Origin of the sequence: Methylobacterium platani (assembly GCF_001653715.1) — a bacterium.
Taxonomy (GTDB): domain Bacteria; phylum Pseudomonadota; class Alphaproteobacteria; order Rhizobiales; family Beijerinckiaceae; genus Methylobacterium; species Methylobacterium platani.
The window spans coordinates 1-21,706 of sequence record NZ_LWHQ01000039.1; the positions used below are offsets into that span (position 1 = coordinate 1).

Here is a 21,706-nt window from a genome sequence, read left to right on the forward strand (position 1 = left end):
CGCCAGCGTGCCGCGGCCCAGGTCGCTGATCGCCCCGATCTCGCGCCTGAGCTGCGCGCTCATCTTCTCGATGCCGAGCGAATCGTCCGTCACCAGCCCGCCATCGACGACCGGCGCCATCGTCGTGAACGTCGTCTCGATCCAGTCGCCGTGCAGTCCGGTCCGGCCGTAGGCGCGGGCGCGCACCGTCACCGGCTGCTCGGTCTGGCGCATCGTCGCGCGGCCGCTCGAGGCGGGGCCGAGGGCCGACAGCACCTCCCAGGTGGCGCCGCCGTCGTAGCTGATCTCGACCTCGTAGGCCCGGGCGCCGTAGGTGACCGAGACGCCCCACACGACCTCGATGCCGGTCTCCACCCGCTGGCAGCGGGCGTGCAGGACCGAGATCGTCGGCATCAGCGGCTCGGCGAGAGGGTCAGTGCCGACCGGCGCCGGCGCGATCGTCTGCTCGTCGAGGAGCTGCCACACCCGGGCATCGTCCTTGACTATCTCGATCTGGACGTGGTCCGGGTCGCTCGGGATGGCCGAGCGGGCGACGTAGGTCTCCTGCAGCTCGACGAGCTCGCCGAGCACCACCGTGGTCGGGTCCTGCGTGTCGCGGGCGAGCACATCGGCGAGGCCGAGGCCGGTCTGCGCCGACAGCGCGGCGACGTCGTCCGGGTGCAGCTCGAGGCCGCGGGCGCCGACGCCGCGCATGCGCAGGATGCCCCACTCCCGCCCCTGGCGGGTGCGGATGGAGCCGTAGCCGTAGGCGGTCGGGACGTTCGCCGTGACGTCGAGGGTGAGCAGGTTGCCGTTGGCCGAGGCGACACCGTAGGCGCTCTTCCCGCGCAGGAACCACAGGTCGGAGAGGATGTGGTCGCCCGGGTAGACGAGGCGGCCGTCCCATTCGGTCTGAATTTTGCGCTCGGCGCCGCGGAACACCGCGACGGCGGCGAGCCAGGTCGCGTGCTTCAGCGCGTGCAGCCCGTCGACGATGCCGGCGACCTTGTAGCGCTTCGGGGTCCGGGTCGGTGGGCCGTAGCTGTAGCGCACCTCGTCCGGCCGCTTCGGGTCGCCGTCGCGGTCGAACTCCACGATGACGTCGCCGCCCTCCACCTTGGTCTTGTAGGTGGCGCCGGACGAGTCCCGCACGATCTGGCGGCGGGTGAGGATGTGGCGCGGCTCGGCCCGGCTCTCGTCGCGGACGAACGAGTGCACCGCGCCGATCTTCACCGGGTCGGCGCGGAGCGGGAGCAGGATCTGGCCCGCGGCCTCCCAGAACGAACTCACCTCCGGCAGGAGGCCGTCGTAGGTGTCGTTCGCGGTCAGCAGGTTGGCGTAATAGAGCGCCTTCGCCGCATCGACGCCGCCGGGCTGGGCGAGGCCGTAGGTCGACCGGACGAGGTCGCAGTAGGCCCAGACCGCCTTGCGCGTCGCCTGCTCGGTCCAGGCGCTGCCGTCCCACACCGGCACGATGCGGGTCGCGTCGACCATGATGTCCGAGTAGGCCGTAACGGTCAGCCCCTTCCCGGCGCGGATCCGCAGGACGATCTCGGTGGTCTCGGGCCGGATGCGATAGTCGTCCCGGTAGGCCGACATGCCGTCCCAGGTGGCGCGGTTCTGCTGCTCGAACCCGACCGGATCGGGGTAGGCGTTCTGCCCGCAGATCTCGTAGGTGCTGCCGGGCTCGGGCAGGCGGAAATAGGCGCTGCGCCGGAGCGGCGTCGGCGAGAAGGTGTCGGATAGCTCCGTGCTGCGCTGGATCTCGAACTCGGGGCCGAGGATGGCGCCCGTGTTGGGGTCGATCTTCCGGCCGAAGAAGACCACGCCCGCGACCGTGCCGACCTGGCGCCCGGAGGTCGACACCCGGTAGACGGCCGGGTAGGTCCAGGACAGCAGCGCCGCGTCCGCGACCACGCCCTGCGGGGTGAGCCGGAACCAGGGCGTGCGCGCCGGATTCCCGCCCGGCCGCGGCAGCTCCTGCCCCGAGACGCTGGTCGAGGTGATGACGTCGCCGGACGCGATCTGCGAGGCCTGCTCGTACAGGATCTCGACCGCGGTCCCGAGGTTGCCGGTCGCGGTGCTGCTGAACGGCGCCTGGAGGCCGGTGGTCTCGTCCCAGAACAGCGCGTCGCCGACGCGGATCCGGTGGACCTGGAACTTGCCGATGCCGAGCGTCATCCGCTTGGTCAGCACCATCGTGTCGCCGTCGTAGAGGAAATAATCCCCCTGGCTGAGCGGCGGCGCGGACCAGCAGCGGCCGTAGAGCAGCGGGCGCCGGCTGCCCGGCTTCGGCACGTTCCCGCCGCCCGAGAGGCTGTAGAGCTCGGCCTGCCTCTGACTCTTCCCGGCGCCCTTGGCCGCCTGGGCGGCGTAGCCGAGCGCGATGCCGCCGATCACGAGCCCGGCCTGGACGGCAAAGGTGGCCGCCGTGCTCGCCACGGCCACGCCGGTCGCCGCCGCCGCGATGGCCGGCGCGGCATAGGGCGCGATCGCGATCAGCGCGATCGACGCGATGGCGAGGCCGATCGAGGCGAGCCCCTTGCCGAGCGGCGCGACCGTGAGCAGAACCACGTCGTGCGGGCCGACGAGCGTGCTCTTCCACTGCGCGCGCAGGCGGACGCTGCTGTCGGTCGGCCGGTAGGCCTGCGCCCCCTTCCGGTGGATCGACACGACGACGTCCCGCCCGGCCGGCTTGTGCCGGGCGACGATCGTGGAGAGCCGACGGCGCCGGTTCGGCAGCCGGACGGGCTCGCCGCGGACGTGGCCGAGGACGTTGGCGGTGACGACGAGGGTCATGCGGGATTAGACCGGGATCAGGTAGGTGAGCCGCCACCGGCGCGCCTGCGCCAGCTCGAGCGGTGGATCCAGAGCCACGCCGTGCGGCTCGTCGGTGTGCAGGATCAGCCCGCCATCCTCGGCGAGCCACGTGCCGGCATGGGTCTCGGCGCCGGCGGCCTTGCCCATCAGCACCAGGGCGCCGTCGACCGGCACGGCGACCTCGCGCCACTCCGCCCGGGTCGGGTGCGAGGCCAGCACCCGCGCCCGCTCGCGCGTGTCCGCCACCAGCGCCGGATCGGCGATCGGTAGGAGCCGGCCGAAGAGGGCGGCCTGCACCAGGGACGCTAGGTGCCAGCAATTGAACGCCTCGCGGTCGTAGGCCCGGCCGCGGACGCTCCGGAGGAAGTCAGCGCGCTCGCTCACGTCGTGAACAGCCCCGGGTACTCGTCGCGGTTGAAGAAGGCGTGCGGGCCCGTCGGGACGTTCTGCTGCCGGCCGTCCGGCCAGGCGATCGTGCCCTCGGCCCGGTCGGCGGTGATGTCGAACGCGACCATCTCGAGGCCCGTCAGGGTGTCGTCGTCGGGGCCGGTCACCGCGTCGAGCCGGCCGGGCAAGACCCGGTACTGGCGGAAGGCGATCGTGATCGCCTCGTTGTAGCCGATCACGCCCTGCATCAGCTCGTGGAGCAGGTCCGAGACGTTGTCGATCTGAAGCCGGCCGTCGGTCGGGCCGTCCTGGTCGGCGCCGGGCGGGATCAGCGCGAAGGCACAGAGCAGGTGCGGGATCTTCGGGCCGCCCTCGAACAGCGGCAGCAGGATCGTCTCGCCGGGCTCGCCGAGTTCGCTATCGACGTTCTGGGCAAGATAGATCGCCGCGTCGAGCGAGGCGTGATCGACTTCGACGGTGGTGACGATGATGCCCTCGGTGTCGCCGGAGGCGTAGGCCTCGCGCAGGGCTGCGCTTACGGTCACGGGGTCACCAGTCCTGGACGACGAGGGTGAAGGAGACGAGGTACTCGAACTTCTTCGGCGCCGACCACGCGACCTTGCCCCTGATCTGGCAGGTGCGGGTGCCGATGCTCATGTCCGGAAGGAGCACTGGCGCCGTAAAACGCCGGGCGCCTGTGTTCAAGTCGTTCAGGTGGAACGCCTTGAATGCCACGAACTGCGCCGGCGAAAGGCGCAGCTGCATCGCGAGAGGCGTCGTGACGAACAACGTTCGACGGCGGGTGCGGTCTGGCCCGTCGTCGAACTGCGTCGACTGCGCCTCCGGGTGCAGGCTGTCGGACCCAGCCGAGGAGGCAAGTCCCCGCAGCGGCGGGAGGCCAGCAGGCCAAGTCGGGAGCGCCATCAGCCCGACCTTGCCCAGGCGCCACCGGCGGCCTGCTGGAACGGGCCGCGGCTGTTGCGGGCACGGCCGGCAAGTCCGCTCTCAACGGTGCGCAGCAGCTGGTCGTAGGACCCATCGGCGCGGCGTTGCGGCGGACCGTCCGCCTCCAGCTGCATGCCCGGCGGGGTGATGAAGTTGATCGCCGGCGGGCCACTTCCAGCGCTTCCCGCAGGGTCGGCGCTGGGCATGGTGAAGCCGCCGGAACGGCTGACATAACCGCCATCGGCGTAGCCCGGCCCGCCGCGGTGCATCGCCCGCAGATTGTCGAGGCCGATCCGGCGCACCGCGTCTTGGTCGAAGACGTACTCGCCCTTGTGGACGATGCCGGCCGCCTCGAGGCGAGCGCCGGATCCGGTCCAACCACCATCCGCGAACTTCGGCATCCAGGACGTCGCACCGACGTCGACACCGCCGGCACCCTTGGCCGCCCCGAAGAGGCTGCCGAAGAGACCACCCGGCCCGCCGCCCTGGCCCTGCATGTTGAAGAAGCTGGCGAGCGGGCCCTGGCCGAACAGCGCCGCCTGAAGCGCCGCCCGCGAGATGTTCTTCGACAGGTCGAGGAAGGAGTCCGACCACGAGCGGGTGCTGTCCACGAGCGGGTCGATGAGCGTATTGCCCATGCTCGCCAGGCTCGACATCGCGGCCTGCGTCTGCCGGATGCTCTCGTTCAAGCGCAGCCCCTCGGCCTCGGCTGAATCCATCCCGAGGCCGGTACCGCGGAGGCGCGAGTACACGGCCTGCTCCGAGGCCGTGCGCCCGAGCTGTGCGCGCTCGAACAGGATGTCCTTGCCGATACGGCTGTTCTCCAGGCTCGCCGAGGCCTTCGCATAGGCGTCAGCGACGTCGAGCATGGCTTGCCGCTCGTTGCGGGCGGTGTCCGTCAGCTTGTCGCTCTTCGCCGCCATCAGCTCCTGGGCGGTCGTGAACTGCCGGCCGATCTCGGTGCCGCGCGAGATCGCGTCCGACAGAAGCTCCTGCACCTTGGCGCGCCGGGTCTCCGCCTCGGTCGTCTGGTCGGTCGCGGTGACCTGAGAGCGGAGGATGAAGGCGTCGCGCTCGGTGTTGCGGACCCCGGGCGCGTTCTGGTTGATGGTCCGGTCGGCCCAGTTGAGCACCTGGCCGACGCTGCGGCCCTCGAGCACCTTGCGATTGGCCGCGATCGCGTCGGCCGGCGCGACTGAAGAAATGGGGGCATCGGGATCCGCCCGAAGCGCCTTGACCGCAGTGGGCGACCCGAGGAACCACGCGAGGTACTGGTTCCGGTTGTTGGTGGGCAGATCTGCGCGCTCAAGCGCCCGGCGGTTCTCGGCCGCGAGCGCCTGGATGAGGGCGATGCTGTCCTCCCGGTCGGTCCGGCGAGACAGGATCTCGTCACGGCCCATGCCGGCAGCGCGCTCCGGAAAGACCTTCGGGAAGAGCCGGAGCCACGTGCTCTCGATGAACTGGCCCAGGCCGGTGGCCGTCGACATGGGATTGCGAGCGGTGGTGCTGCCGCGGCTCTCCACATTGATCATCGCCGAGATGAAATCGCTGCTCGCAGAAGTCCGCTTAGCGGCCTCCTCGGCGGTCTTCTTCATCGTATCGATTTCGGTCTTGGCCGTCGCGATCAGCGTCTCGCGCTCGGTGATCGACCGCAGGCGAGTTTCGCGCTCCGCCTGCAGGGAAGCGAGTTCGGGAACATCCAGGCCGGGGGCGCGGGCGCGCTCGGCGTACTGGCGGTTGACCTCCTCCCGGGTCGGGAGGGTATCGAGGCTCTTGGCCCGCAGCTCCGCATCGAGGCGCTGGTTGCGCTCCACGATTGCCTTGTCGACCGAGTTCAGGCCGACGTTCGCATTGTCGTTCCGGGCGGCGCGCGCCGCGTTGGCCGCCTCGACCGAGCCGAAGCGCTCCAGGTCCTCGCGGGTATTCCGGGTGAGGTTCTGCAGCCGCTCGAATTGGGCAATCGCCTGCCCCAGCATAGAGCCGTCAAGCCCGAAGCGCACCGGATCCGAGATGGTGCGGCGCAGGCGCTCCACGCGGTCCTGCATCTGCTCGAACTGCGCCCGCTCGGGGTCCAACGACCGGACGATGTCGCCGATCTCGCGCGACCGCTGTGCGGTCTGCGCCCGGGCGGTCTGCTCCGCCTGGCCGCTCTGGACCCCGCGCAGGCGCGCGATCTGCGTCCGCAGGTCGTTGGCTGGCGCGTCCACCCTGTAGTCGAACAGGCCGAAGAGCCGACCGCGCATGCGTTCGGTCTGCTCAAGTTGAGCCTGAAGATCCTTGATCCGCTCGTCCAGGGTGCCGCCGGTGAGCACCTTGTCCAGCTTCTCGCCGACCATGTCCCAGACGTTGCCGAACACGCGGCCGAACGCCGAGGTTTTGTCACCGAAGGTGCCAGTCAACTCCGAAGCCTTGGTCAAGGCAGCGGCATAGGCGTCAAACCCGACGCGCTGGGCGGCGAGGCGGTCGCCCTGCTCGGCCAGCCGTCGGACCGTCTCCCGGGTGCGATCGTCCAGGAAGCCCAGCTTCTCGTTCAGGGCGTCGAGGCCGCGGACCAAGTCCGGGTTGCCGAAGGCCTTGGCGAGGTCGCCGTTGGCGTCGGCCGCGTCCTGGTTGGTGCTGGCCGCGTAGTCCCGCACGGTACGGGCGAGGCTGGCATACATCTCGACGCCGACGCGCCCCGTGCTGGCATACTCGGCCGAGAACTGCCGGGCCTGCCGGACCGACACCTCGCCCGATGCCGCGGCCGCCTGTGCCGCCGCATTGATCAGCACGGCATTCGCGCCGGAGGCTCGGCCGGTACCGGCCAGCGCGCGTTCCGTCTCACGCATCGAGCTCTGGTAGGACAGCACCGCGGCCGTGCCGGCGACCGCCGCCGTGGTCACGACGCCGATCGCGCCGCCCATCAGGCCCAGACCGGCCACCGCTCTCGCGGAGCTGGTGGCAAGGTCGCCGACCTTACCGGCAATGCCGGTGACGACGTCCTTAGCGGACAGCCCACCTTGCGCCGCGATACCCGCGGCGGTCGGCAACTGCATCATCGCGGCGCGGGTAACCGATGTCCCGGCCAGCACCTGCTCGAACGCATCCTTGCCCTGGAACGCGATGTTCAGCAGCGCCGCATCGCGCTGCGCACTTGACCCACCGTTCTTGCTCGCCCTGACCTGCTCGGCGAAGCCGGACTTCGTCCGCTCGATTGCGGCGGCGCCCTCGGCCTGCGTCAGTGCGCCAGTCCGTACCGCTTGCCGGATCTCGGCAAGCTGGCCCAGGTACTCGCGCTGAGCGGCGAACAGCGGGCTGTACTTGGCCCGCAGACGGTCGAGCTCGTCGCCGTAGGCCGCGACGTCCGCGCCGCGATTCGGCACGATCGTCTGGCCATTGACCATCGCCTGGGCGCTGTTCTTCTGGGCGAGGCCGGCGCGATCGAGGCGCTGGGTGCTGTCCTCGAACGAGCGCACCGCCGCGAGGCGCGCCGCCGCCGCCTTGTTGGCCGAGAGGGCGCCGATCTCCTCCGCCCGGGCGATGTCCGCCAGCGCGGCCGAGTAGCGGGCGCCAGCCGCCGCCATCGGGTCGAACCGGCTCTGCAGCGTCGCGACCTCGCGCGACAGCACCTCCGCCCGCCGCGCCGCCTCGTCGGCGGCCCTGGCCTGCAACTCGAACACGGAGGCCGAGTCGCGCGCGGCCCCGGTCGAGCCCTGGCCGACGCCGAGCACGGCGTTGATGTTCGCCTGCGCCCGGGCCTGCGTCTCCGCCTCGCGAGCGGCCGCCGCCAGCCGCTGGAACTTGGCGGTCTGCCGATCGACGGCCGCGCCGGCCGCATCGCTGGCGGCGGCGATCTTCTGGAATGCGGCCTGGCCGTCCTGACCGGTCTCGGTGAGGACGCGCTTGACCTCGGCTCCACCCTCGACGCCGAGGCGGATGGCGACGCTAGTCGGCATTCTCGCTCTGCTCCTGGTAGGCCTTCACGATGACGGGCTCGACGTGTGGCAGGACGTCGGCGAGGAGCGCGGAGGTCGCGCCCATGGCGTCGGCCAGCGCCAGCACGGCGCCGAAGTCGAGGGCGTAGGGGGCGCCAATGCCGGCTCGGACCTGTCCGCCGCAGCGGCGGATCACGGCCCAGGCTGTCAGGCCGTCATCCGTTGCGGGCGCGTGCTCGCGGTACGGGCAGGCGTCGCATTCTACGCCACAGGCGTCGCAGTATTTGGCGCCTCCACCGAAGTGCCAGCGGACGAGCTCGACGATACGTTTTTTTCCGCGTCTCTCGCGAGGGCCGGCGCGACGTAGAGGTTGTCGATCGCGTCGTAGGCCGGCCAGTTCTCCATCAGGAGATCGACGGCCTCGCGGGTGACCGGGATCGGCTGACCACCGGCATCGCCGATACCCTCCCACTCCACGATGCCGCGGCGGGCGAGCTCACGCACGAGGGCGATGTTGGCGCGCGCGCCGACGTCGTCCTGATCTTCGTCGCGGAAGACCTTGCCGACCGCCTCGCGGGCGACGAGCATCGAGGCGACGGTGATCGGCCGGAAGCGGACACGGACGCCGGGCAGAACGTCGAGCCAGAACGGCTCGCCGGGCTGAGAAAGCTTGAGCATTATTCCTCGCGGAGAAAGAAATGATCGGGCGCCGCCCTGCGATCATCTTGCCTGCCGGCAATCTCGCAACGATCCCCAGGCCCGCGGGGGATTTCGCTCAGCGTAGCGAGCAAAGCTAACGCACGGCAGGTGCGGACACCTCCCGTGCGATCCATCCCCGCGTCGCGGAGGCATGTCGTTGTAGCGAGGGCCAACCCCAGAGGGCAAGAGATTCGCCGACCGGAGCGCGGTACGGGCCGCGCTCAGTATGTCGCGACGTTGTTGATGAGCGTGGCGGTGACGGTCTTGCCGAGCGTCATGTCCTTGGCCGCCTGCCACGCGAAGGTGGCTTGCACCCCGTTCGGACCCGTCACCGGGGTCTTGGCGCGCGGCAGGTAGACGGCGTGCGCCGTGAACACGAGCGAGCGGGCCGCGTCGGTGACCCATCCGAAGGTCAGCTCCACTGGCGTGCCGGCGGTCGCTTGGTCGAGGAGGATGGTGTTCGCGAACCGGACCGTGACGTTCCCGGACATCATGACCATGCCGGGGTCGGCATCCTCGATGCGGCCGTCGCCGCGGATCACCTCGACCTTGTCGAGGTTGTTCGAGTAGGTGAAGTCCGCCGAGACGACCGAGCCGAGCGGCTGGCCGCCGCGGGTGATGGCGCCCTGGAACGGGCTGAACCGCTCGACCGAGGACTCGGCAAGCGTGCCGGCGGCCGACGCGCCCAGCTTGTTCTCCCCTTGAGCGATCAGCCCGAGCGTCGCGGTGAGCAGGCCGGAGCGCTGCATCTGCACCCGGAGCGTGTTGCCGCGCACACCGAAGTTCTGACCGTAGCTCGGCACCTCCGGCAGGCCGACTTCCACCGTCATCGACGGCAGCGCGACGGCGCCGGAGGTGAAGACGTGGGTTCGCACGCCGCTGGCGTCGGTGCTCGAGGGCGCGCCCATGAACAGCTTCAACCAGTTGCCGAAGTTGCGCAGGTCGATCGGCACGACCACGTCGCCGTCGTTGTTGACGACGTCGCGGGTCGGCGGCAGCGGCTCGCGGCCGTAACCGAGCAGGTCGCTCGCGATCAGACCCTGTTCCTCGCCGAGGTTCGACGAGACGAAGGGTAGCTTGCGGAAGCCGCTGACGGGCGGGACGCCGTAGGTGGTCTCGAAGGCAGCCGCCATGATGGCGTTCGCTCCGCGGGCGCGAGCCATGGTTCTCTCCTGTGGTGGTTTAGTTCAAGGGATCGGTGGTGCCGTAGACGGCGACGATCTCGACCAGCGCCAGGCGCGAGACGGCCGCGCCTTCCGCCGTCAGGGGTTCGGTGGTGGCGGCCTGCACCATCAGGTAGTCGCAGAGACCGCCGAGGGTCCGATCCGCTGCCACGGCTGCGCCGATCGCCTGCAGCATGGCGTCCAGGCGCAACTCGGCGCTGACGGTCCGGCTCTTGAGCGCCGCGACGTCGACCGGGATGCTATGCTCGTAGATCCAGGTGGTGGGGTTCAGCGTGACCTCGGGCTCGCCCGGGTCGCCGTCGTCCACGTTGACGAAGCCGTTAGCCGGGATAGCCTCGGGCTTCACCTCGTTGCGGAAATGCGAGGCCTTCGGCAGAGCGCCCTTCAGCAGGTCGGTGACGGCCTGGATCACCCGCTCGCGTTTGCTCGGCATCAGGCGCTCCAGTTGGCGGCAATGGCCCCAGGCACGCGCTCGGCCCAGGCCCTCGCCGTCGTGTCGATGTCGAGCCGTTTGCGGAGCTTCACCTGGCGCACCAGGACGAAGATCACCACGAACTTGCGCCCCTTCTCAGGACCCGCCTCGCGGATCGCCCGGAAGCTCTTGCGGCGCTGGAAGCGTGCTGCCTGCCGGCGATAGAAGGCGTCGGCGACCAGCACGCCGCCGCTGCGGGTCGGGATGAAGCGCAGCTTCACACCGGTCTCCCGCTCCCACGCCGACGGCGACAGGGTGTTATCGGTTGAGCCCTTCGTCCGGCGCTTCGACAGCTGCCGGACGCCGGCATCAGGCGTCGGGATCGCAAGGTACTGGCCGCCCTTGCCCTTGATCGTCACACCGCGGTCGAAGGCGTCGATCAGCTTCGGGGCGTTCGACGAGACGTAGGCGGCGGCATCCGCGCTCTCGCCGGCCTTCGGGAAGGTCTGGCCGCGCCAAGTATTGGCGAGGCGCGGACCGAGCCCGGCATCACGCACCTCGGCGCGCAGATCCTCCTTCAGCCCGTCGGTGACCTGCCGCATGCCGGCGGTGACCGAGCGGGCGATCTGCACCTCGGTGCCGGCCAGGGCGCCGCGGATATCCGGCGCCTGGGCGGTTAGCCTCACGGCTCCTCATCCTCCGGATCGTCCTCGGCGATCGGCGCCACCTCGCAGGTACGCACCAGGCGATGGCTGTCGATCGTGGCGAGCCCAATGACCTCGAACAGGCCGCCGGGCTCGCCGTCTTCCGCCTCCACCTCGAATGTGTCGCCCTTGGCCGGGCTGGGGACCTCGGACAGGCGGACGTCGACCAGCATGGCGTCGAGGTCGAAGCGGTTGTCGCCCACACCGATGATCGCCTCCGGCGAGCGCCGGCGGATGCGAACGTGCAGGCCATCGCCGGCACCGTTCGCCCGCCACACGGCGTCGCGGCTGAGGTTCGGGTCATCGAACAGGGCGTCCACCGCCATCGACAGGACGCTCATCGCGCGGCGCGCTGCGCCTTGTCGGCCTCGGTCTTGGCCTTCGAAGCGTCGCCACCCTGCTTGCCCTGATCCGCGCCCGCGGTGCCCTCGGCCTCGGCCGCGGGGGCATCGCCGCCGGCGCCGGTATCCGAGCCCTCAGCGACTTCGTGGGTGCCGGCGGCGAGCGCCGCCTGCGCCTCGTCCCATCCCATGGCGACGATCTCGCCGTCCGTCTTGCCCTTCTCGCGCAGCCGCATGGCGCGTCTCCTCTCGATGAAGGCCTGCTGCGCAGGCGTCAGGACGATGGGGCCGCCCGGGATCCCGGGCGGCCAGTGGTCGACCTCGTCGGCGACAAGCATGCGGATGGACCGCATGCCGCGCCTCAGTTCGAGGTGGTGCCGCGCACCAGCAGGGCCGGGCGCTTCACGAGCGGGAGCGGGTTGGACTCGGTGTGCATGTCCATGCCCTTGCCGAACTTCTTCGGCTCGAGCGGCGCCACGAACACCTCGGCGTCGCCGATCGCCGGCGCTAGGTTCACCTCCGACCAGAAATCGGGCGGCGCCCAGTAGTTCGTGAAGGTGTCGGTGGTGCCGAGCGGGAAGAACCGCACGTCGCCGGCCGGGATGAACCGCTGCGGCACGCTGGTGGTCCCGTCCTCCTGCACGTAGGAGGCCGAGCCGCGGTATTCCTCGAAGGTTATCCCGCCGAAGGTGAAGCCCTTGCGGACGTCTTCGCGCAGGATCTGCGGCCCCGACTGGTAGTACTTGAAGGCCTCCTTCACGCTGGCGTGCGAGACGAACTTGCGGAACCACTCGGGCGAGGCGAGCGCGTGCACGCCGGTCATGGTCTCGCCGAGGAGATTGTCCTCCATGTAGCCGGTGACGTCCTGGCACTTGCCGAGCACGTCGGTGGAGGCGGTGCCGAGGGTGAAATCCACGACCTGCTCGGTGATGCCGAACTCGGTGAAGTAGTTCACAATGACCGAGCCGTCGGAATCGCGCACCACGCCCTTGAGCGCCCCGATCCGCAGGTTCTCCAGCGTGATCGCGTGCTTGCGACGCATCGTGATGAGCTTGCGATTCACGAAGCCGAGCACGGTTTCCAGGCCGGCGACGCCGTTCGGCGAGAGCGCCAGCATGTTCTGGACGTCGGTCGCCAGCACGCTGTCGTCGTGCGGGATGTGCGGCACGTAGAAGGCCTTCGGCTTCTGCTTGCCGCGGGTGCCGAGGGACGCCGGACCGCCGCGCGGTCGGGTCGGCAGCAGGGTGAGCACGCCGTTCTCGATGAAGAGGGTCACCGAGGTGGTGGCGATCGGCTCGGGCGTGAACAGCCCGAGCTCGTTGATGCGCCCGTAGCTGTTCGGCACCAGGGTGACGTTGCCGGTCAGGGCCGACGCCGAGAAGGCGTCCTGGTTGAAGATGTCGAGGATCGTGGGCATCGCGGGTCAGGCCCCCTGGCGGACGATGATGCCGACCGCGTTCAGCTGGGCGTTCGCCGCTGCGCGCTTCGTGGCATCGTTGATGGTGGCCCCGTAGGTGAGGCCGGCGTGGCTCGCGATGGCGTGCCGGGACACGATCACCGCCTTGGCGTCGGCGCTGGTGGCGTCGACCGGGAACAGCAGCACCGCGACGGCGGTCTGCGAGCCGTCGGAACCGGAGGCCGCGGCCGGCACGTACTTGCCGGTGGCCGCGACCTTGCCGAGGACGGTGCCGGAGGCGAGCTTGCCGGAGCCCGAGGCGATCACGGCCGTGTCGCGGCTGCGGTAGGAGCCGTCCTCGTGCTTCAGCCAGTCGGAGGCGACGATTGCGGTCTCGAGGAGAGCCATGGATCAGGCGTCCTTCTTGATGCCGGCACGGCGGAGCTCGCGCTCCATGCTGCTGGCGGAGGCGGTGAGGCCGGCGTTGCCCTGGGGCGCCGGGGGGTGGGACGAGATCGAGGTCTTCTCCTCGGCCGCCACCAGCTTGTCGAAGAGCGCGGCCCGGGCCTGCTCCACGGTCTTGCCCTCGGCGAGCATCGTTGCGTCGAGGTCGCCCGGCAGGGTCGGATCCTTGCGGCGGGCGAGTGCGACGAGGTTCTTGATCTCGCCGGCGGCGCCGATCCGGGCCTTGGCCTGATCGATCGTCACGCCCTCGGCCAGAAGGGTCGACGCCATTGCGGGCACGCCGCCGTCCACGCAGAGCTTGGCGATCTCGGCCGCGTCGGAACGGGATACCGTGGCGGTCGGGGTAGCCGCCGGCGGGGGTGAGGACTTGGTGGTGGCGGCGGGCTCGTTGCCCGCCTTCTCGGTCGCCATCAGCTTCTCCTTCTGACGGGGTGGGGCGGCGGGCGCCGCGGCGGTCGCACGGACACGGTTCGTCCACGCGCGCTGATCGGCCAGGGCGACAAGGCGCTCCGGCGGATGGGTGAAGAGGCGGTAGTCGAAGGCGGTCGGCTCGGCCGGCGCCGCATCGTCGTTGGCGGCCTTGGCCTGGACGCGGTCCGCATAGCCGCGCTCGACCGCCTCCTCGGGGGTCATCCAGATCTCGGCCCGCATGTCGGCGCGCGCCTCGTCGGCGGTGTGCCCGGTGCGGTCGGCGTAGATGCCGGCCATCGCCGTCGCGAGCGCGGTCAGGCTGCGGACGGAGGCCTCGTGATCCGACACGGTGCCGAAGGTGAAGCCAGAGGGATCGTGCACCATCATCAGGGCGCCGAGCGCCATGACGATCTCGTCGCCGGCCATCGCGATGACGGAGGCCGCCGAGGCTGCGATGCCTTCCACGACGATCGTCTTACGGCCGGTGTGCGCCGCGAGCGCAGAGTGGATCGCCGCGCCCTCGGTGGCGATTCCACCGCCGCTGTTGAGGCGGATCGTGACGTCCGCGCCGCGCCCGACCTGGGCCAGGGCCACGATGACGTCGGACGCGGTGAAGCACTCGTCCCAATAGAGGTCGCCGACCGTGCCCGAGAGCACGATCTCGTTCCCGTTGACCAGCACGGCCATATCGGATCCTGTCAGGTTGTGGGCTTGAGCTTGGTCTTGGGCTGCGGCACGGGGTCAGCCGGCGGCGCCGCTTCCCCGGCCGGCGCGGTGTCGACCGCGTTCCGCCCGTCGCTGGTGTAGGCGAGGCCCATTTCGTCGGCCCGCTCGTTGTCCGCCTGATTCTCGGCGTCGATGGTCTCGGCGTCGAAACCGCCCTCGGCGACCTTGCGGGCGCGCGAGGAGAGGCCTGCCTGGATCTCCTTCGTCTTGCCCTCGACGTCCTGCACCGGGTGGATGTACGGCCAGGCCTGGGGCACCCAGTTGGCGGCGTAGGCCGCGGCGCGCGGCATGCCGGCCGGCAGCTTCATCGCGCCCGACATGATCGCGAGGTCGATCCACCGGCGCCAGATCGGGCGGCAGAACTGGAACACGACCTGATGGTGCTGCAGCGCCTCGACGCCGCGGCGGAAGTCGTTGAGTGCGGCGCGCAGCGTGCGATCGTCGAGCGTGCTGTAGTCGCCGCTCAGGATCTCGTAGAGCAGGCCGCAGGCTGCCGCGATCTGCCGCTTGGCCTCGCGGACGAACATGTCGAAGTTCGGCCCGACGTCCTTCGGGTCGGAGAACTGCACCTCCTCGCCGTCGGCCAGCACCTGCAGGGTGCCGGGCTCGAACTCCAGCGACACGGCACCATCGTCGTCAGCGCCGTCCGTGCCGAGCGGCCCGGAGCCGGCCGGGCTGTCCGCCCCCTCGTCCATGACGCGCTTGATGAATCCGACGAGGCGCGCCGCGTTCTTCTTGCGGACGAGCTCGGCGTCCAGGTAGCCGTCGAGGTCGTAAAGCGTGCGCAGCGCCCGGGCGAGCCAGGGTTCGCCGCGGTCCTGCCCGGGGCGCATCGCCCGGTAGAGATGCGCCACGTCGGTCGCCGGCACCTCGGCGAGTTCGAGGCCAGCCGGCACCATGACGCCATCGCCGGGGTGCTCCCGATAGAGGAAGTAGCTCTGGCGCCGGCCGATCGCGTTGTAGCGGATGCCCTGCCGAACGTTGTTGCCGGGCTCGGTCTTGAGGTGCGGGCAGTGGTCGCCCTCAAGGACCTGCAGCTGCAGCGGCACCGACAACCCGTCCGAGAGCAGCCGGGTACGCAAGCGGGTGAAGCTCTCGCCGCCCTCGACCATGCCGCGCACCGCGATGGCCTGCAGGCCGTAGAAGTCGTGGGCGCCGATGCTGTCGGCCTCGTCGGTCCAGGCCAGGAATAGCGCCTGCAGCCCGGCCCGGAACGCAGCATCCTCCTTCTTGATTCGGCGGGCCTCGGCCTTCGACAGCCCTTCGGTCGAGCGGGCCGCGGTGGAACGCGGCACGATGCCGGTGCCGACGATGTTCGACACCAGCCGGTCGACCGCGGCGCCGGCGTAGGGGTTGCGCCGGGTCTGGTCGCGGCTCTTCCGCCGCAGCTCGTCGAGTGCGTAGGTGATCGCGCTGTTCGGGCCGTAGCTGCCGACCCGCCAGGCGCGGGAGCGCCGGCCGCGCCCGCCCGCGACGTCGTAGGCCGGGGCCTCGATCGTACCGGCTGGCTCGCCGTCGAGGTCCATGGCGACCGGCGCGACGTACTGGCCGGTGCCCTTGACCCGGAACCGGACGGGCGGCGTGGCGCTCACCACCCGCTGCGCCCCGTCATCACGACCTGGCTGGCGCGCCGCGTGACCGTGCCGCCGGTTGCGACCACCAGCGCGTTGATGCGCTGCACGAGGTCGCGCCGCGCCTGCTTCATCTCGGCGTAGATGCGATAGGTCACCCGGCCAGTGTTGTCGGCTCCCTCGACGGTGAGCACGCCGCTCGCCATCGCCGCGTCGAGCTTCACCAGTTGGGCGCGGAGCTTCGCGAGTTGCAGTTCCGGCGTGTCGGCCATGCTCACCTCGTGGGCCGGTTGTTGACCCGGCTGCGCCGGACGGCGCGTCGTTGCAGGTTCCGAGCGGCCAGGGTGCCGGCAGCGACCGCGGGCGTCAGCGGTGCTTCCTCGGCCGCTGGGCGGACCCGCTCGATGCCCAGCGCCGCCTCGAGGTCGCGCCAGTGCAGTTCCCGCCACCGGTCCCACCCGCGCATCGCGGCGAGGCCGCGGGCGTAGTTCGCGCAGTCCAGCACCTCGTTGCGCCGGCCGCCGATCGGCACCCACTCGCGCCTGGTGCGGCCGCGCGTGACGTGGGTGACCAGTTCCTCGGCGGTCAGCTGCTTGACCTGATCCTCTGGCACGTCGCGCGGCAGGTGGACGAAGCCGGCCGGGAAGGGGTTGCCCTCGGCCGGACGCTGCAGCGCGAGGCAGCCCATGATTTCTTGCTTGGCGAACGACGCGCCCACCCGGATCGTCCTCAGCCCGCGCCGCAGCTTCTTGCCGGCGGGGGTGGTGTCCTTCGCCCCCACGCCGAGGAAGGCCGACGCATAGCTGTCCTGGCCATCGACCGCGTGCACGTTGCCGCGCCCGCCCTGGGAGCGGACGAATGCGTAGACCTCGGCGGTGAAGCCGCTCGAATCGATGCCCCAGTCCCGCACCGCCATCTCGGCGCCGGCCTCGTGCTGCCATGTCTCCTCGAACATGGCTTCCAGGTCGGCCCAGACCTCCGGGCGGTTCGTCGGTCCGGGCAGCACCCGATGCTCGACCAGCCACCGCTCCCGGTTCCGCCCGAAGCCCCAGACCCCGACCTCGAGGCGGTCCTTCTGGACGTCGACCCCGGCGAACAGGATCAGCGCGGCCCGGCAGACCGTGCCCGACAGGTAGGTGTCGCGCCGGGCGTAGACGTCGTGCCAGTCCGGCGCGTCGGCGCCTTCCTTCCATGTGCGGGCGAGCTGCGTGTTGAAGAACGTCCGCAACGTCTCCGGCCCCCGTCGCAGCGCCCGGGCGAACTTCGCCACCGTCTCCCGGATCGTCTGCTTGGGCGCATAGAGTTTCGAGGCGACGCCGCCAGCATGCTCGTTCGGCACCGCCTGCGCGCCGCAGTGGCGGCAGAGCGCCCGCCGCACGCCGTGCGCCAGGGGCGCCCACCGCTCCGGCGTCTGCGGCTCACCGCAGCAGGTGAAGGGCCGGGTCTGCCGCCACTCGATGCGCTTCAGCGCGGCCAGGCGCTGGGCCTCGGTCCACGGCTGGTCGCAGGCCTCGCACTCGTACCGCGCCGTCTCGGAGCGGATCTTTCCAGCTTCGTCCTTCTCGAACCGGACCCGCTCCCATTCCAGCGACTGCCAAGCGCCGCAGCCCGGGTGCGGGCAGCGGACGAAGGCCTTGCGCTGGTCGCTCTCCTCGTAGCTCGCTTCGATGGCCGAGCGCCCGGCGATCGTCGGCGAGCAGGCCACCACCGTCAGGCTGTTCGCCTTGAACTCGGCTTGCCGCTCCTCGGCGAGGTCGATCGGCGGCCCCTCTCCACCGGCGGAGAGGGGGTACTTGTCGATCTCGTCGCAGACCAGGAGCCGGATCGGCCGCATCGCGAGGTTGGTCGGGCTGTTCGCGCCCACCAGGGTGATGTGCCCGCCCGGGAACTGCTTGTGCGACAGGGTCGCGCCGGCGTCCCGGGACTTGGCCTCGCCGAACAGGTCGGTCAGCACCTTCGTGTCCCGGATCATCGGCGCCAGCCGGTCCTTCGAAAAGGTCTCGGCCGCGTCGTCCTTCGGGAACACCCCGAGCATCGGGCAGGGATCGACGTGGGCGAAGCGGCCGATGACGTTCTCGATGAGCGTCGTCTTCAGAAGCTGGGTGCACGCCATCAGCGTGATCTTGCTGACCCCGGGCTCGGTGGCCCAGAGCATCGGGCCGCGGGCGACCTCCACCCGCGACACGAAGAACTTGCCGCCGTTCGAGCTCTCCTTGCTGAGCTTCCGGTACCGCTCCGCCCACTGCACTACGTCGAGGTTCGGCGGTGGGGTCATGCCGCGCCGCCAGGACCGGCGTAGGCTGGCCGTATCAGCCGGGCTCGGGGGAGCCGAGATTGGGGCTGCTGGGCTCGCCAAGCTCGGCGAGGTGCTGTTGGACATAGGTGGCGAGGACCTGGGTCAGCGTCCGGGCATCGACCTTCAGCGCGTCCGCCATCTCGATGCCGACCCGGGCCGGCCAGGCGAGCCAAGCGTCCCGCATCGCCCGAGCCTCATCGAAGAAAGCGGCCTCGGCCTCGGCGCGGTCGACCAGCTTGCCCTGCTTGGTCAGGTATTCCTGCCGGCGGAGCAGGCCGAGATGGTTCTCCTTCCGCTGCGCGGCCGCGGCGAGCGAGAGGTTCGGGTTCTCCGGGTCGAACTCCGGGGGCTCGTCGTTGCCGTCCGGCTCGAGCCGGCTCGGCTGCGGGACGCAGCCCCGATGGTCCGCCTTGCTCGGCCGCGATGCCTGGCGCTCCCGAGGATCGGGCTCGGCTCGCGGGATGGCGCGGATCGGGCGGTGTGTCGTGCCGCCCCGATTGATGGCGGGGCGCTGGTCGAGGTTCCATTCGGTGGCCTCGACCTCGACCCGGCCGTCCGCGGCCAGAGCCAGCAGTCCCTGCCCCTTCCACTTCGTGACGATCGCCTTCGAGACGCCGCGGTGCCGGGCGAACTCGGCTTGGGTCATCGTCGCGGCGGGGCGTTCACTTGGGGCGTTCACCGTACACCGTTCACGGGTTTTGGGGTCCTGGCGCTAGGAAACTCGGGGGCCCCGACCACCCGTATAGGTCCATACCCCCCAGGGGCCCTGGCACTTCGGGGCGGGGTCAGTCCGACCTACCGCCGCTCGACCAGCCACTGTCCGAGGACGAGGAGCACGACCCGCTGCCGCTCGACCCACCCCAGGACGAGCTGCTGTCGTGGTGGGCCTGACCGAGCGAGGTGTCGGGCTGAACTTTCCCTCCGGGGGCTTGTTGCCGACCTGCATCCACGAACCCCGGGAGTTCCCCATGTCGAAGACCATCACTGCCGATTTCAAATCGAGACGCGATGCCGAGATGGCAGTCGAGCACATCGTGCAGGAGCACGACCTTGACCGTAAGGCCGTCAGCATCGGACCGGCCTCAAGCGAGAACACGGCCGGGACGGAGGCGGCACGAGCGGATGTCGAGAAGGGTCACCTGAAGGCCGATACGGACGGTGAGCCCGCGCTTCACGGGAAGGTGAGGGTTTCGGTCCACGTCGATGACGCGAACGCCGACAAGGTCATGGATTCCATAAAGACCTTCCACGGTGAGAAGGTCTCCTGAAAGGGCATCTTGTGCGGTCATTCCATGCCAGGCGGTCTGCGGCATGGAATGGCCGGTCAGAGACCCTGACACCTTAGGCGCAGTAGCGGTGTGGGCGAAGAACTTACGGTTTCGCGCCTTGGGAGGAATGAGTGATGCGGGCGGCAGGCCAGGGCACAACGGGAAGCTGTTCAGACTGCGCCGGCCCGGCCTGCCTATCGCGTGAGGTCGCGGGGGCGATACTCGAAGCGACCCAAGGGCGGTAGCATGGAACGGGCAAAAGGGAAAAACTGGCAAACTGAGATGGCTTCCTCTTGGCCATCATCCTTGAGCGACTGACACTCGCGAGTAGCAATCGTCAGCAACAAGCGAGCGCCAAGGCCGCTGATAGTGCCCGCAAGTCCCATCCCGGCTGCTATTGCGGTGAGGCTTTCACCTATCAGCCACGCCCCTGCGGCCATCCCTGTCCCGAACGCTGCCATTGCGATGAAGAACATCTGCGTCTGTCCCTTCCGACGGGACAAGCGGCGAGGCGGCTCAAGGTTCTCGGCGTTGCTTCCCCATGGTTGGCAAGCCGTGAAGCTGGGGGGAGGCGGGATGTAGATGACACGCGCCCGGCCTGTCCCATGCACGGCTTCCAGTAGGGCCGAAGGAAACTAACGAACGGGGATAGCTACGCTGGCCGCCTCGCCATGGTGCTGTGCACCTCCGTATGCCGGGGTCCAATCTGCAGATCCCCTGATTGGCTGGGGGTTCAACCAGGGCACATCTTGTGCACCCGACGAATGCACCGCCGCCAAAGCTAACGCACAGCAGGTGCGAAGCCACTGCCGTGCGGACACCTCCCGATATCACGCTACATCCTTGAATTTCAAGCCCAAGTTCCGCGCGGCCTTATGGGTGCAGGTGGCTGAGTAGGGTAGGGCGCCGATCGAAACGAGGTGACGGATCAGTGGCGGCACCTCCATCTGCGGATCAGTTTGCCTCAGCGTGGCGTCGAACTCGCCCCGGAGGATGCGCAGACGCAGATCTTGAACCTCGTCCAGGCTCAGAACCGCCCACCGATCCGACGCCCCCCTGACGATCCGCTCCAGGCCGTAGATGCCGGCGATGTGCTGTGTCGTGCGATCGAGCCCGAACACCACGATGCGGGCCATCAGTGGACGCTCGGCGATGATCCGCTTGCGATGCCGCACCCGCCAGAACCGGAGCATCGGCAGCACCGTGTCCACGCCCCTGCGGGCCATGGCGTCGCGCACCATGACCTCGCACCCCGGATTGGTCACGGCGGCGTGCCAGCGGACCGGGTTGGGCTCGCCGGCGGCCTGGGCCACGGCTGTTTCCCGACGGCTGTCCCGCGGCCACCGGCAGCGGGCACCGAGGCGCAGGGCCGGCTCGGCCGGCAGCAGGGGCGCGTCGGTCGCTTCACCGGCAGCTTGGGCAAAAGCGATTGAGCGGCGGGACATCAGGCCGCCTCGCTCGTCAGCCCGACCTCGTGAAGAACGGTTTGCTGCTTCTTGATCATGACACGCTCCCATCTCGAAACTGGCTGTAAGAGACGGCAAAGGTTGGGTGACCGGCCCGGTGATGAGCCCGAGTTCCACGGCCGTGAAGTCGCCCGCTTTGCCGTCGTCGAAAACACCGGCCATGAGATGACCGGTGCGCCATGGGTACGTGTCGAGGCTGGTGCGGAAACGGCGCCGATCAGGCTCGTCCTTCCGCCGTGTGATCATGCATTACGCGATTGCTTGGATCGCAGATCAGGCAGGGCGCGCCTTACGCCGGGATTGGCCGAGGCCGCTGCTTTTGGCAAGTTCGGAGCGGGAAGCTGCATAATTAGCAGCAACCATCGGGTAATCGCGCGGCAGTCCCCATTTCTGACGGTAATCGTCGGGGGTGAGACCACGGCTCGTCAAATGCCTTTTCAGCGATTTGTACTGGCGACCATCCTCAAGACTGATCAGGTAATCCGGGGTGACGCTCTTCCTGATCGGCACCGGCGGCTCAAGCTTCACTGGCTCTGGCTTCGACGGCGCGGCCAGTTTCGCCAACGCCGCGTATGTCGAGGCGATCAGATCCGCCAACTCACCCGGAGGCACGCTGTTCTTCGCCACATAAGCTGACACGATGTCGGCAGCGAGGCTGACAAAATCCTCCAAGGGGGCACCGTTGTCGCTCATGAAAATATTCCTGCACTGGGTCACGGTAT

The 21,706-nt window shown here is 69.7% G+C and carries 23 protein-coding genes; 1 reads left to right on the forward strand and 22 read right to left on the reverse strand.

The genetic code is table 11. The features are described 5' to 3' along the window. The 19 genes from A5481_RS19635 to A5481_RS19725 all read right to left on the reverse strand — a co-directional run. Nucleotides 1-2,778: host specificity factor TipJ family phage tail protein (locus A5481_RS19635; RefSeq protein ID WP_245298649.1), on the reverse strand; the 2,778-nt coding region annotated here is incomplete at its 3' end. A gap of 6 nt (nt 2,779-2,784) precedes the next feature. Next, the gene (locus A5481_RS19640; RefSeq protein ID WP_053082276.1) at nt 2,785-3,183 is read right to left on the reverse strand and encodes a hypothetical protein; all 399 of its coding nucleotides are present in this window, start codon (nt 3,181-3,183) and stop codon (nt 2,785-2,787) included. Further along, nucleotides 3,180-3,731 carry a DUF1833 family protein gene (locus A5481_RS19645; RefSeq protein ID WP_048432653.1) on the reverse strand — a complete coding sequence of 184 codons (552 nt, stop codon included), beginning with the start codon at nt 3,729-3,731 and terminating at the stop codon, nt 3,180-3,182. Before A5481_RS19645 ends, A5481_RS19640 begins: the two co-directional genes overlap by 4 nt. Before the next feature lie 4 nt (nt 3,732-3,735). Next, nucleotides 3,736-4,110 (reverse strand): hypothetical protein, encoded by a 375-nt coding sequence (locus A5481_RS19650; RefSeq protein WP_048432652.1) that lies wholly within the window; start codon nt 4,108-4,110, stop codon nt 3,736-3,738. Further along, complete coding sequence (locus tag A5481_RS19655; protein WP_053082275.1) at nt 4,110-8,066, reverse strand: phage tail length tape measure family protein; 3,957 nt, start codon at nt 8,064-8,066, stop codon at nt 4,110-4,112. Before A5481_RS19655 ends, A5481_RS19650 begins: the two co-directional genes overlap by 1 nt. After that, entirely contained in the window at nt 8,056-8,241 is a 186-nt protein-coding gene (locus tag A5481_RS19660) for a DUF7697 family protein (protein ID WP_048432651.1), read from the reverse strand. Before A5481_RS19660 ends, A5481_RS19655 begins: the two co-directional genes overlap by 11 nt. A 65-nt stretch (nt 8,242-8,306) precedes the next feature. After that, the gene (locus tag A5481_RS19665; protein WP_048432650.1) at nt 8,307-8,723 is read right to left on the reverse strand and encodes a hypothetical protein; all 417 of its coding nucleotides are present in this window, start codon (nt 8,721-8,723) and stop codon (nt 8,307-8,309) included. Between the two features lie 242 nt (nt 8,724-8,965). Then, a complete protein-coding gene (locus A5481_RS19670) occupies nt 8,966-9,907 on the reverse strand; it encodes a phage tail tube protein (RefSeq protein WP_048432649.1) in 942 nt (313 codons plus the stop codon). Between the two features lie 19 nt (nt 9,908-9,926). Next, entirely contained in the window at nt 9,927-10,361 is a 435-nt protein-coding gene (locus A5481_RS19675) for a hypothetical protein (protein ID WP_048432648.1), read from the reverse strand. Next, nucleotides 10,361-11,026: a DUF6441 family protein gene (locus A5481_RS19680; protein ID WP_048432647.1), complete on the reverse strand. Its 666-nt coding sequence runs from the start codon at nt 11,024-11,026 to the stop codon at nt 10,361-10,363. Before A5481_RS19680 ends, A5481_RS19675 begins: the two co-directional genes overlap by 1 nt. Further along, a complete protein-coding gene (locus A5481_RS19685; RefSeq protein ID WP_048432646.1) occupies nt 11,023-11,385 on the reverse strand; it encodes a head-tail joining protein in 363 nt (120 codons plus the stop codon). Before A5481_RS19685 ends, A5481_RS19680 begins: the two co-directional genes overlap by 4 nt. Then, nucleotides 11,382-11,621, reverse strand: coding sequence for a hypothetical protein (locus tag A5481_RS19690; protein ID WP_048432665.1), 240 nt, complete (start codon nt 11,619-11,621; stop codon nt 11,382-11,384). The genes A5481_RS19685 and A5481_RS19690 overlap by 4 nt, the downstream gene beginning before the upstream one ends. 125 nt (nt 11,622-11,746) lie before the next feature. Further along, nucleotides 11,747-12,802, reverse strand: a complete 1,056-nt coding sequence (locus A5481_RS19695; protein WP_053082274.1) for a major capsid protein — start codon at nt 12,800-12,802, stop codon at nt 11,747-11,749. A gap of 6 nt (nt 12,803-12,808) precedes the next feature. After that, nucleotides 12,809-13,189 carry a head decoration protein gene (locus A5481_RS19700; protein WP_048432645.1) on the reverse strand — a complete coding sequence of 127 codons (381 nt, stop codon included), beginning with the start codon at nt 13,187-13,189 and terminating at the stop codon, nt 12,809-12,811. A gap of 3 nt (nt 13,190-13,192) precedes the next feature. Continuing rightward, nucleotides 13,193-14,344: a head maturation protease, ClpP-related gene (locus tag A5481_RS19705; RefSeq protein ID WP_048432644.1), complete on the reverse strand. Its 1,152-nt coding sequence runs from the start codon at nt 14,342-14,344 to the stop codon at nt 13,193-13,195. A gap of 11 nt (nt 14,345-14,355) precedes the next feature. Then, nucleotides 14,356-15,909: a phage portal protein gene (locus tag A5481_RS19710; RefSeq protein WP_048432663.1), complete on the reverse strand. Its 1,554-nt coding sequence runs from the start codon at nt 15,907-15,909 to the stop codon at nt 14,356-14,358. A 62-nt stretch (nt 15,910-15,971) separates the two neighbouring features. Next, nucleotides 15,972-16,226, reverse strand: coding sequence for a phage head-tail joining protein (locus A5481_RS19715; RefSeq protein WP_048432643.1), 255 nt, complete (start codon nt 16,224-16,226; stop codon nt 15,972-15,974). Nucleotides 16,227-16,228: 2 nt separating this feature from the next. After that, nucleotides 16,229-18,229: a phage terminase large subunit family protein gene (locus A5481_RS19720; RefSeq protein ID WP_245238692.1), complete on the reverse strand. Its 2,001-nt coding sequence runs from the start codon at nt 18,227-18,229 to the stop codon at nt 16,229-16,231. 34 nt (nt 18,230-18,263) lie between these two features. Beyond that, a complete protein-coding gene (locus A5481_RS19725; protein ID WP_048432641.1) occupies nt 18,264-18,896 on the reverse strand; it encodes a hypothetical protein in 633 nt (210 codons plus the stop codon). A gap of 322 nt (nt 18,897-19,218) precedes the next feature. On the opposite strand from A5481_RS19725, the gene A5481_RS19730 reads away from it, so the two are divergent. Next, complete coding sequence (locus A5481_RS19730) at nt 19,219-19,518, forward strand: hypothetical protein (protein ID WP_048432662.1); 300 nt, start codon at nt 19,219-19,221, stop codon at nt 19,516-19,518. A 194-nt stretch (nt 19,519-19,712) separates the two neighbouring features. On the opposite strand, the gene A5481_RS33735 is transcribed toward A5481_RS19730, so the two are convergent. The 3 genes from A5481_RS33735 to A5481_RS32655 form a co-directional block, all read right to left on the reverse strand. Beyond that, on the reverse strand, nt 19,713-19,994 hold the full coding sequence (locus A5481_RS33735) for a hypothetical protein (RefSeq protein ID WP_156311748.1): 282 nt from the start codon (nt 19,992-19,994) through the stop codon (nt 19,713-19,715). Between the two features lie 354 nt (nt 19,995-20,348). Continuing rightward, nucleotides 20,349-21,230, reverse strand: a complete 882-nt coding sequence (locus tag A5481_RS33740; RefSeq protein WP_156311747.1) for a transcription termination/antitermination NusG family protein — start codon at nt 21,228-21,230, stop codon at nt 20,349-20,351. 27 nt (nt 21,231-21,257) lie between these two features. After that, nucleotides 21,258-21,677 carry a Ros/MucR family transcriptional regulator gene (locus A5481_RS32655; protein WP_082172986.1) on the reverse strand — a complete coding sequence of 140 codons (420 nt, stop codon included), beginning with the start codon at nt 21,675-21,677 and terminating at the stop codon, nt 21,258-21,260. Nucleotides 21,678-21,706: the final 29 nt, after the last annotated feature.

What these genes read in the sequence shown, in the direction of transcription:
- A5481_RS19650 (WP_048432652.1), bottom strand. Translation starts at nt 4,110, where the DNA reads ATGGCGCTCCCGACTTGGCCTGCTGGCCTCCCGCCGCTGCGGGGACTT.
- A5481_RS19655 (WP_053082275.1), bottom strand. Translation starts at nt 8,066, where the DNA reads ATGCCGACTAGCGTCGCCATCCGCCTCGGCGTCGAGGGTGGAGCCGAG.
- A5481_RS19665 (WP_048432650.1), bottom strand. Translation starts at nt 8,723, where the DNA reads ATGCTCAAGCTTTCTCAGCCCGGCGAGCCGTTCTGGCTCGACGTTCTG.
- A5481_RS19670 (WP_048432649.1), bottom strand. Translation starts at nt 9,907, where the DNA reads ATGGCTCGCGCCCGCGGAGCGAACGCCATCATGGCGGCTGCCTTCGAG.
- A5481_RS19675 (WP_048432648.1), bottom strand. Translation starts at nt 10,361, where the DNA reads ATGCCGAGCAAACGCGAGCGGGTGATCCAGGCCGTCACCGACCTGCTG.
- A5481_RS19685 (WP_048432646.1), bottom strand. Translation starts at nt 11,385, where the DNA reads ATGAGCGTCCTGTCGATGGCGGTGGACGCCCTGTTCGATGACCCGAAC.
- A5481_RS19690 (WP_048432665.1), bottom strand. Translation starts at nt 11,621, where the DNA reads ATGCGGCTGCGCGAGAAGGGCAAGACGGACGGCGAGATCGTCGCCATG.
- A5481_RS19695 (WP_053082274.1), bottom strand. Translation starts at nt 12,802, where the DNA reads ATGCCCACGATCCTCGACATCTTCAACCAGGACGCCTTCTCGGCGTCG.
- A5481_RS19700 (WP_048432645.1), bottom strand. Translation starts at nt 13,189, where the DNA reads ATGGCTCTCCTCGAGACCGCAATCGTCGCCTCCGACTGGCTGAAGCAC.
- A5481_RS19705 (WP_048432644.1), bottom strand. Translation starts at nt 14,344, where the DNA reads ATGGCCGTGCTGGTCAACGGGAACGAGATCGTGCTCTCGGGCACGGTC.
- A5481_RS19710 (WP_048432663.1), bottom strand. Translation starts at nt 15,909, where the DNA reads ATGGACCTCGACGGCGAGCCAGCCGGTACGATCGAGGCCCCGGCCTAC.
- A5481_RS19715 (WP_048432643.1), bottom strand. Translation starts at nt 16,226, where the DNA reads ATGGCCGACACGCCGGAACTGCAACTCGCGAAGCTCCGCGCCCAACTG.
- A5481_RS19720 (WP_245238692.1), bottom strand. Translation starts at nt 18,229, where the DNA reads ATGACCCCACCGCCGAACCTCGACGTAGTGCAGTGGGCGGAGCGGTAC.
- A5481_RS19725 (WP_048432641.1), bottom strand. Translation starts at nt 18,896, where the DNA reads ATGACCCAAGCCGAGTTCGCCCGGCACCGCGGCGTCTCGAAGGCGATC.
- A5481_RS19730 (WP_048432662.1), top strand. Translation starts at nt 19,219, where the DNA reads ATGTCGAAGACCATCACTGCCGATTTCAAATCGAGACGCGATGCCGAG.
- A5481_RS33735 (WP_156311748.1), bottom strand. Translation starts at nt 19,994, where the DNA reads ATGTTCTTCATCGCAATGGCAGCGTTCGGGACAGGGATGGCCGCAGGG.
- A5481_RS33740 (WP_156311747.1), bottom strand. Translation starts at nt 21,230, where the DNA reads ATGATCACACGGCGGAAGGACGAGCCTGATCGGCGCCGTTTCCGCACC.
- A5481_RS32655 (WP_082172986.1), bottom strand. Translation starts at nt 21,677, where the DNA reads ATGAGCGACAACGGTGCCCCCTTGGAGGATTTTGTCAGCCTCGCTGCC.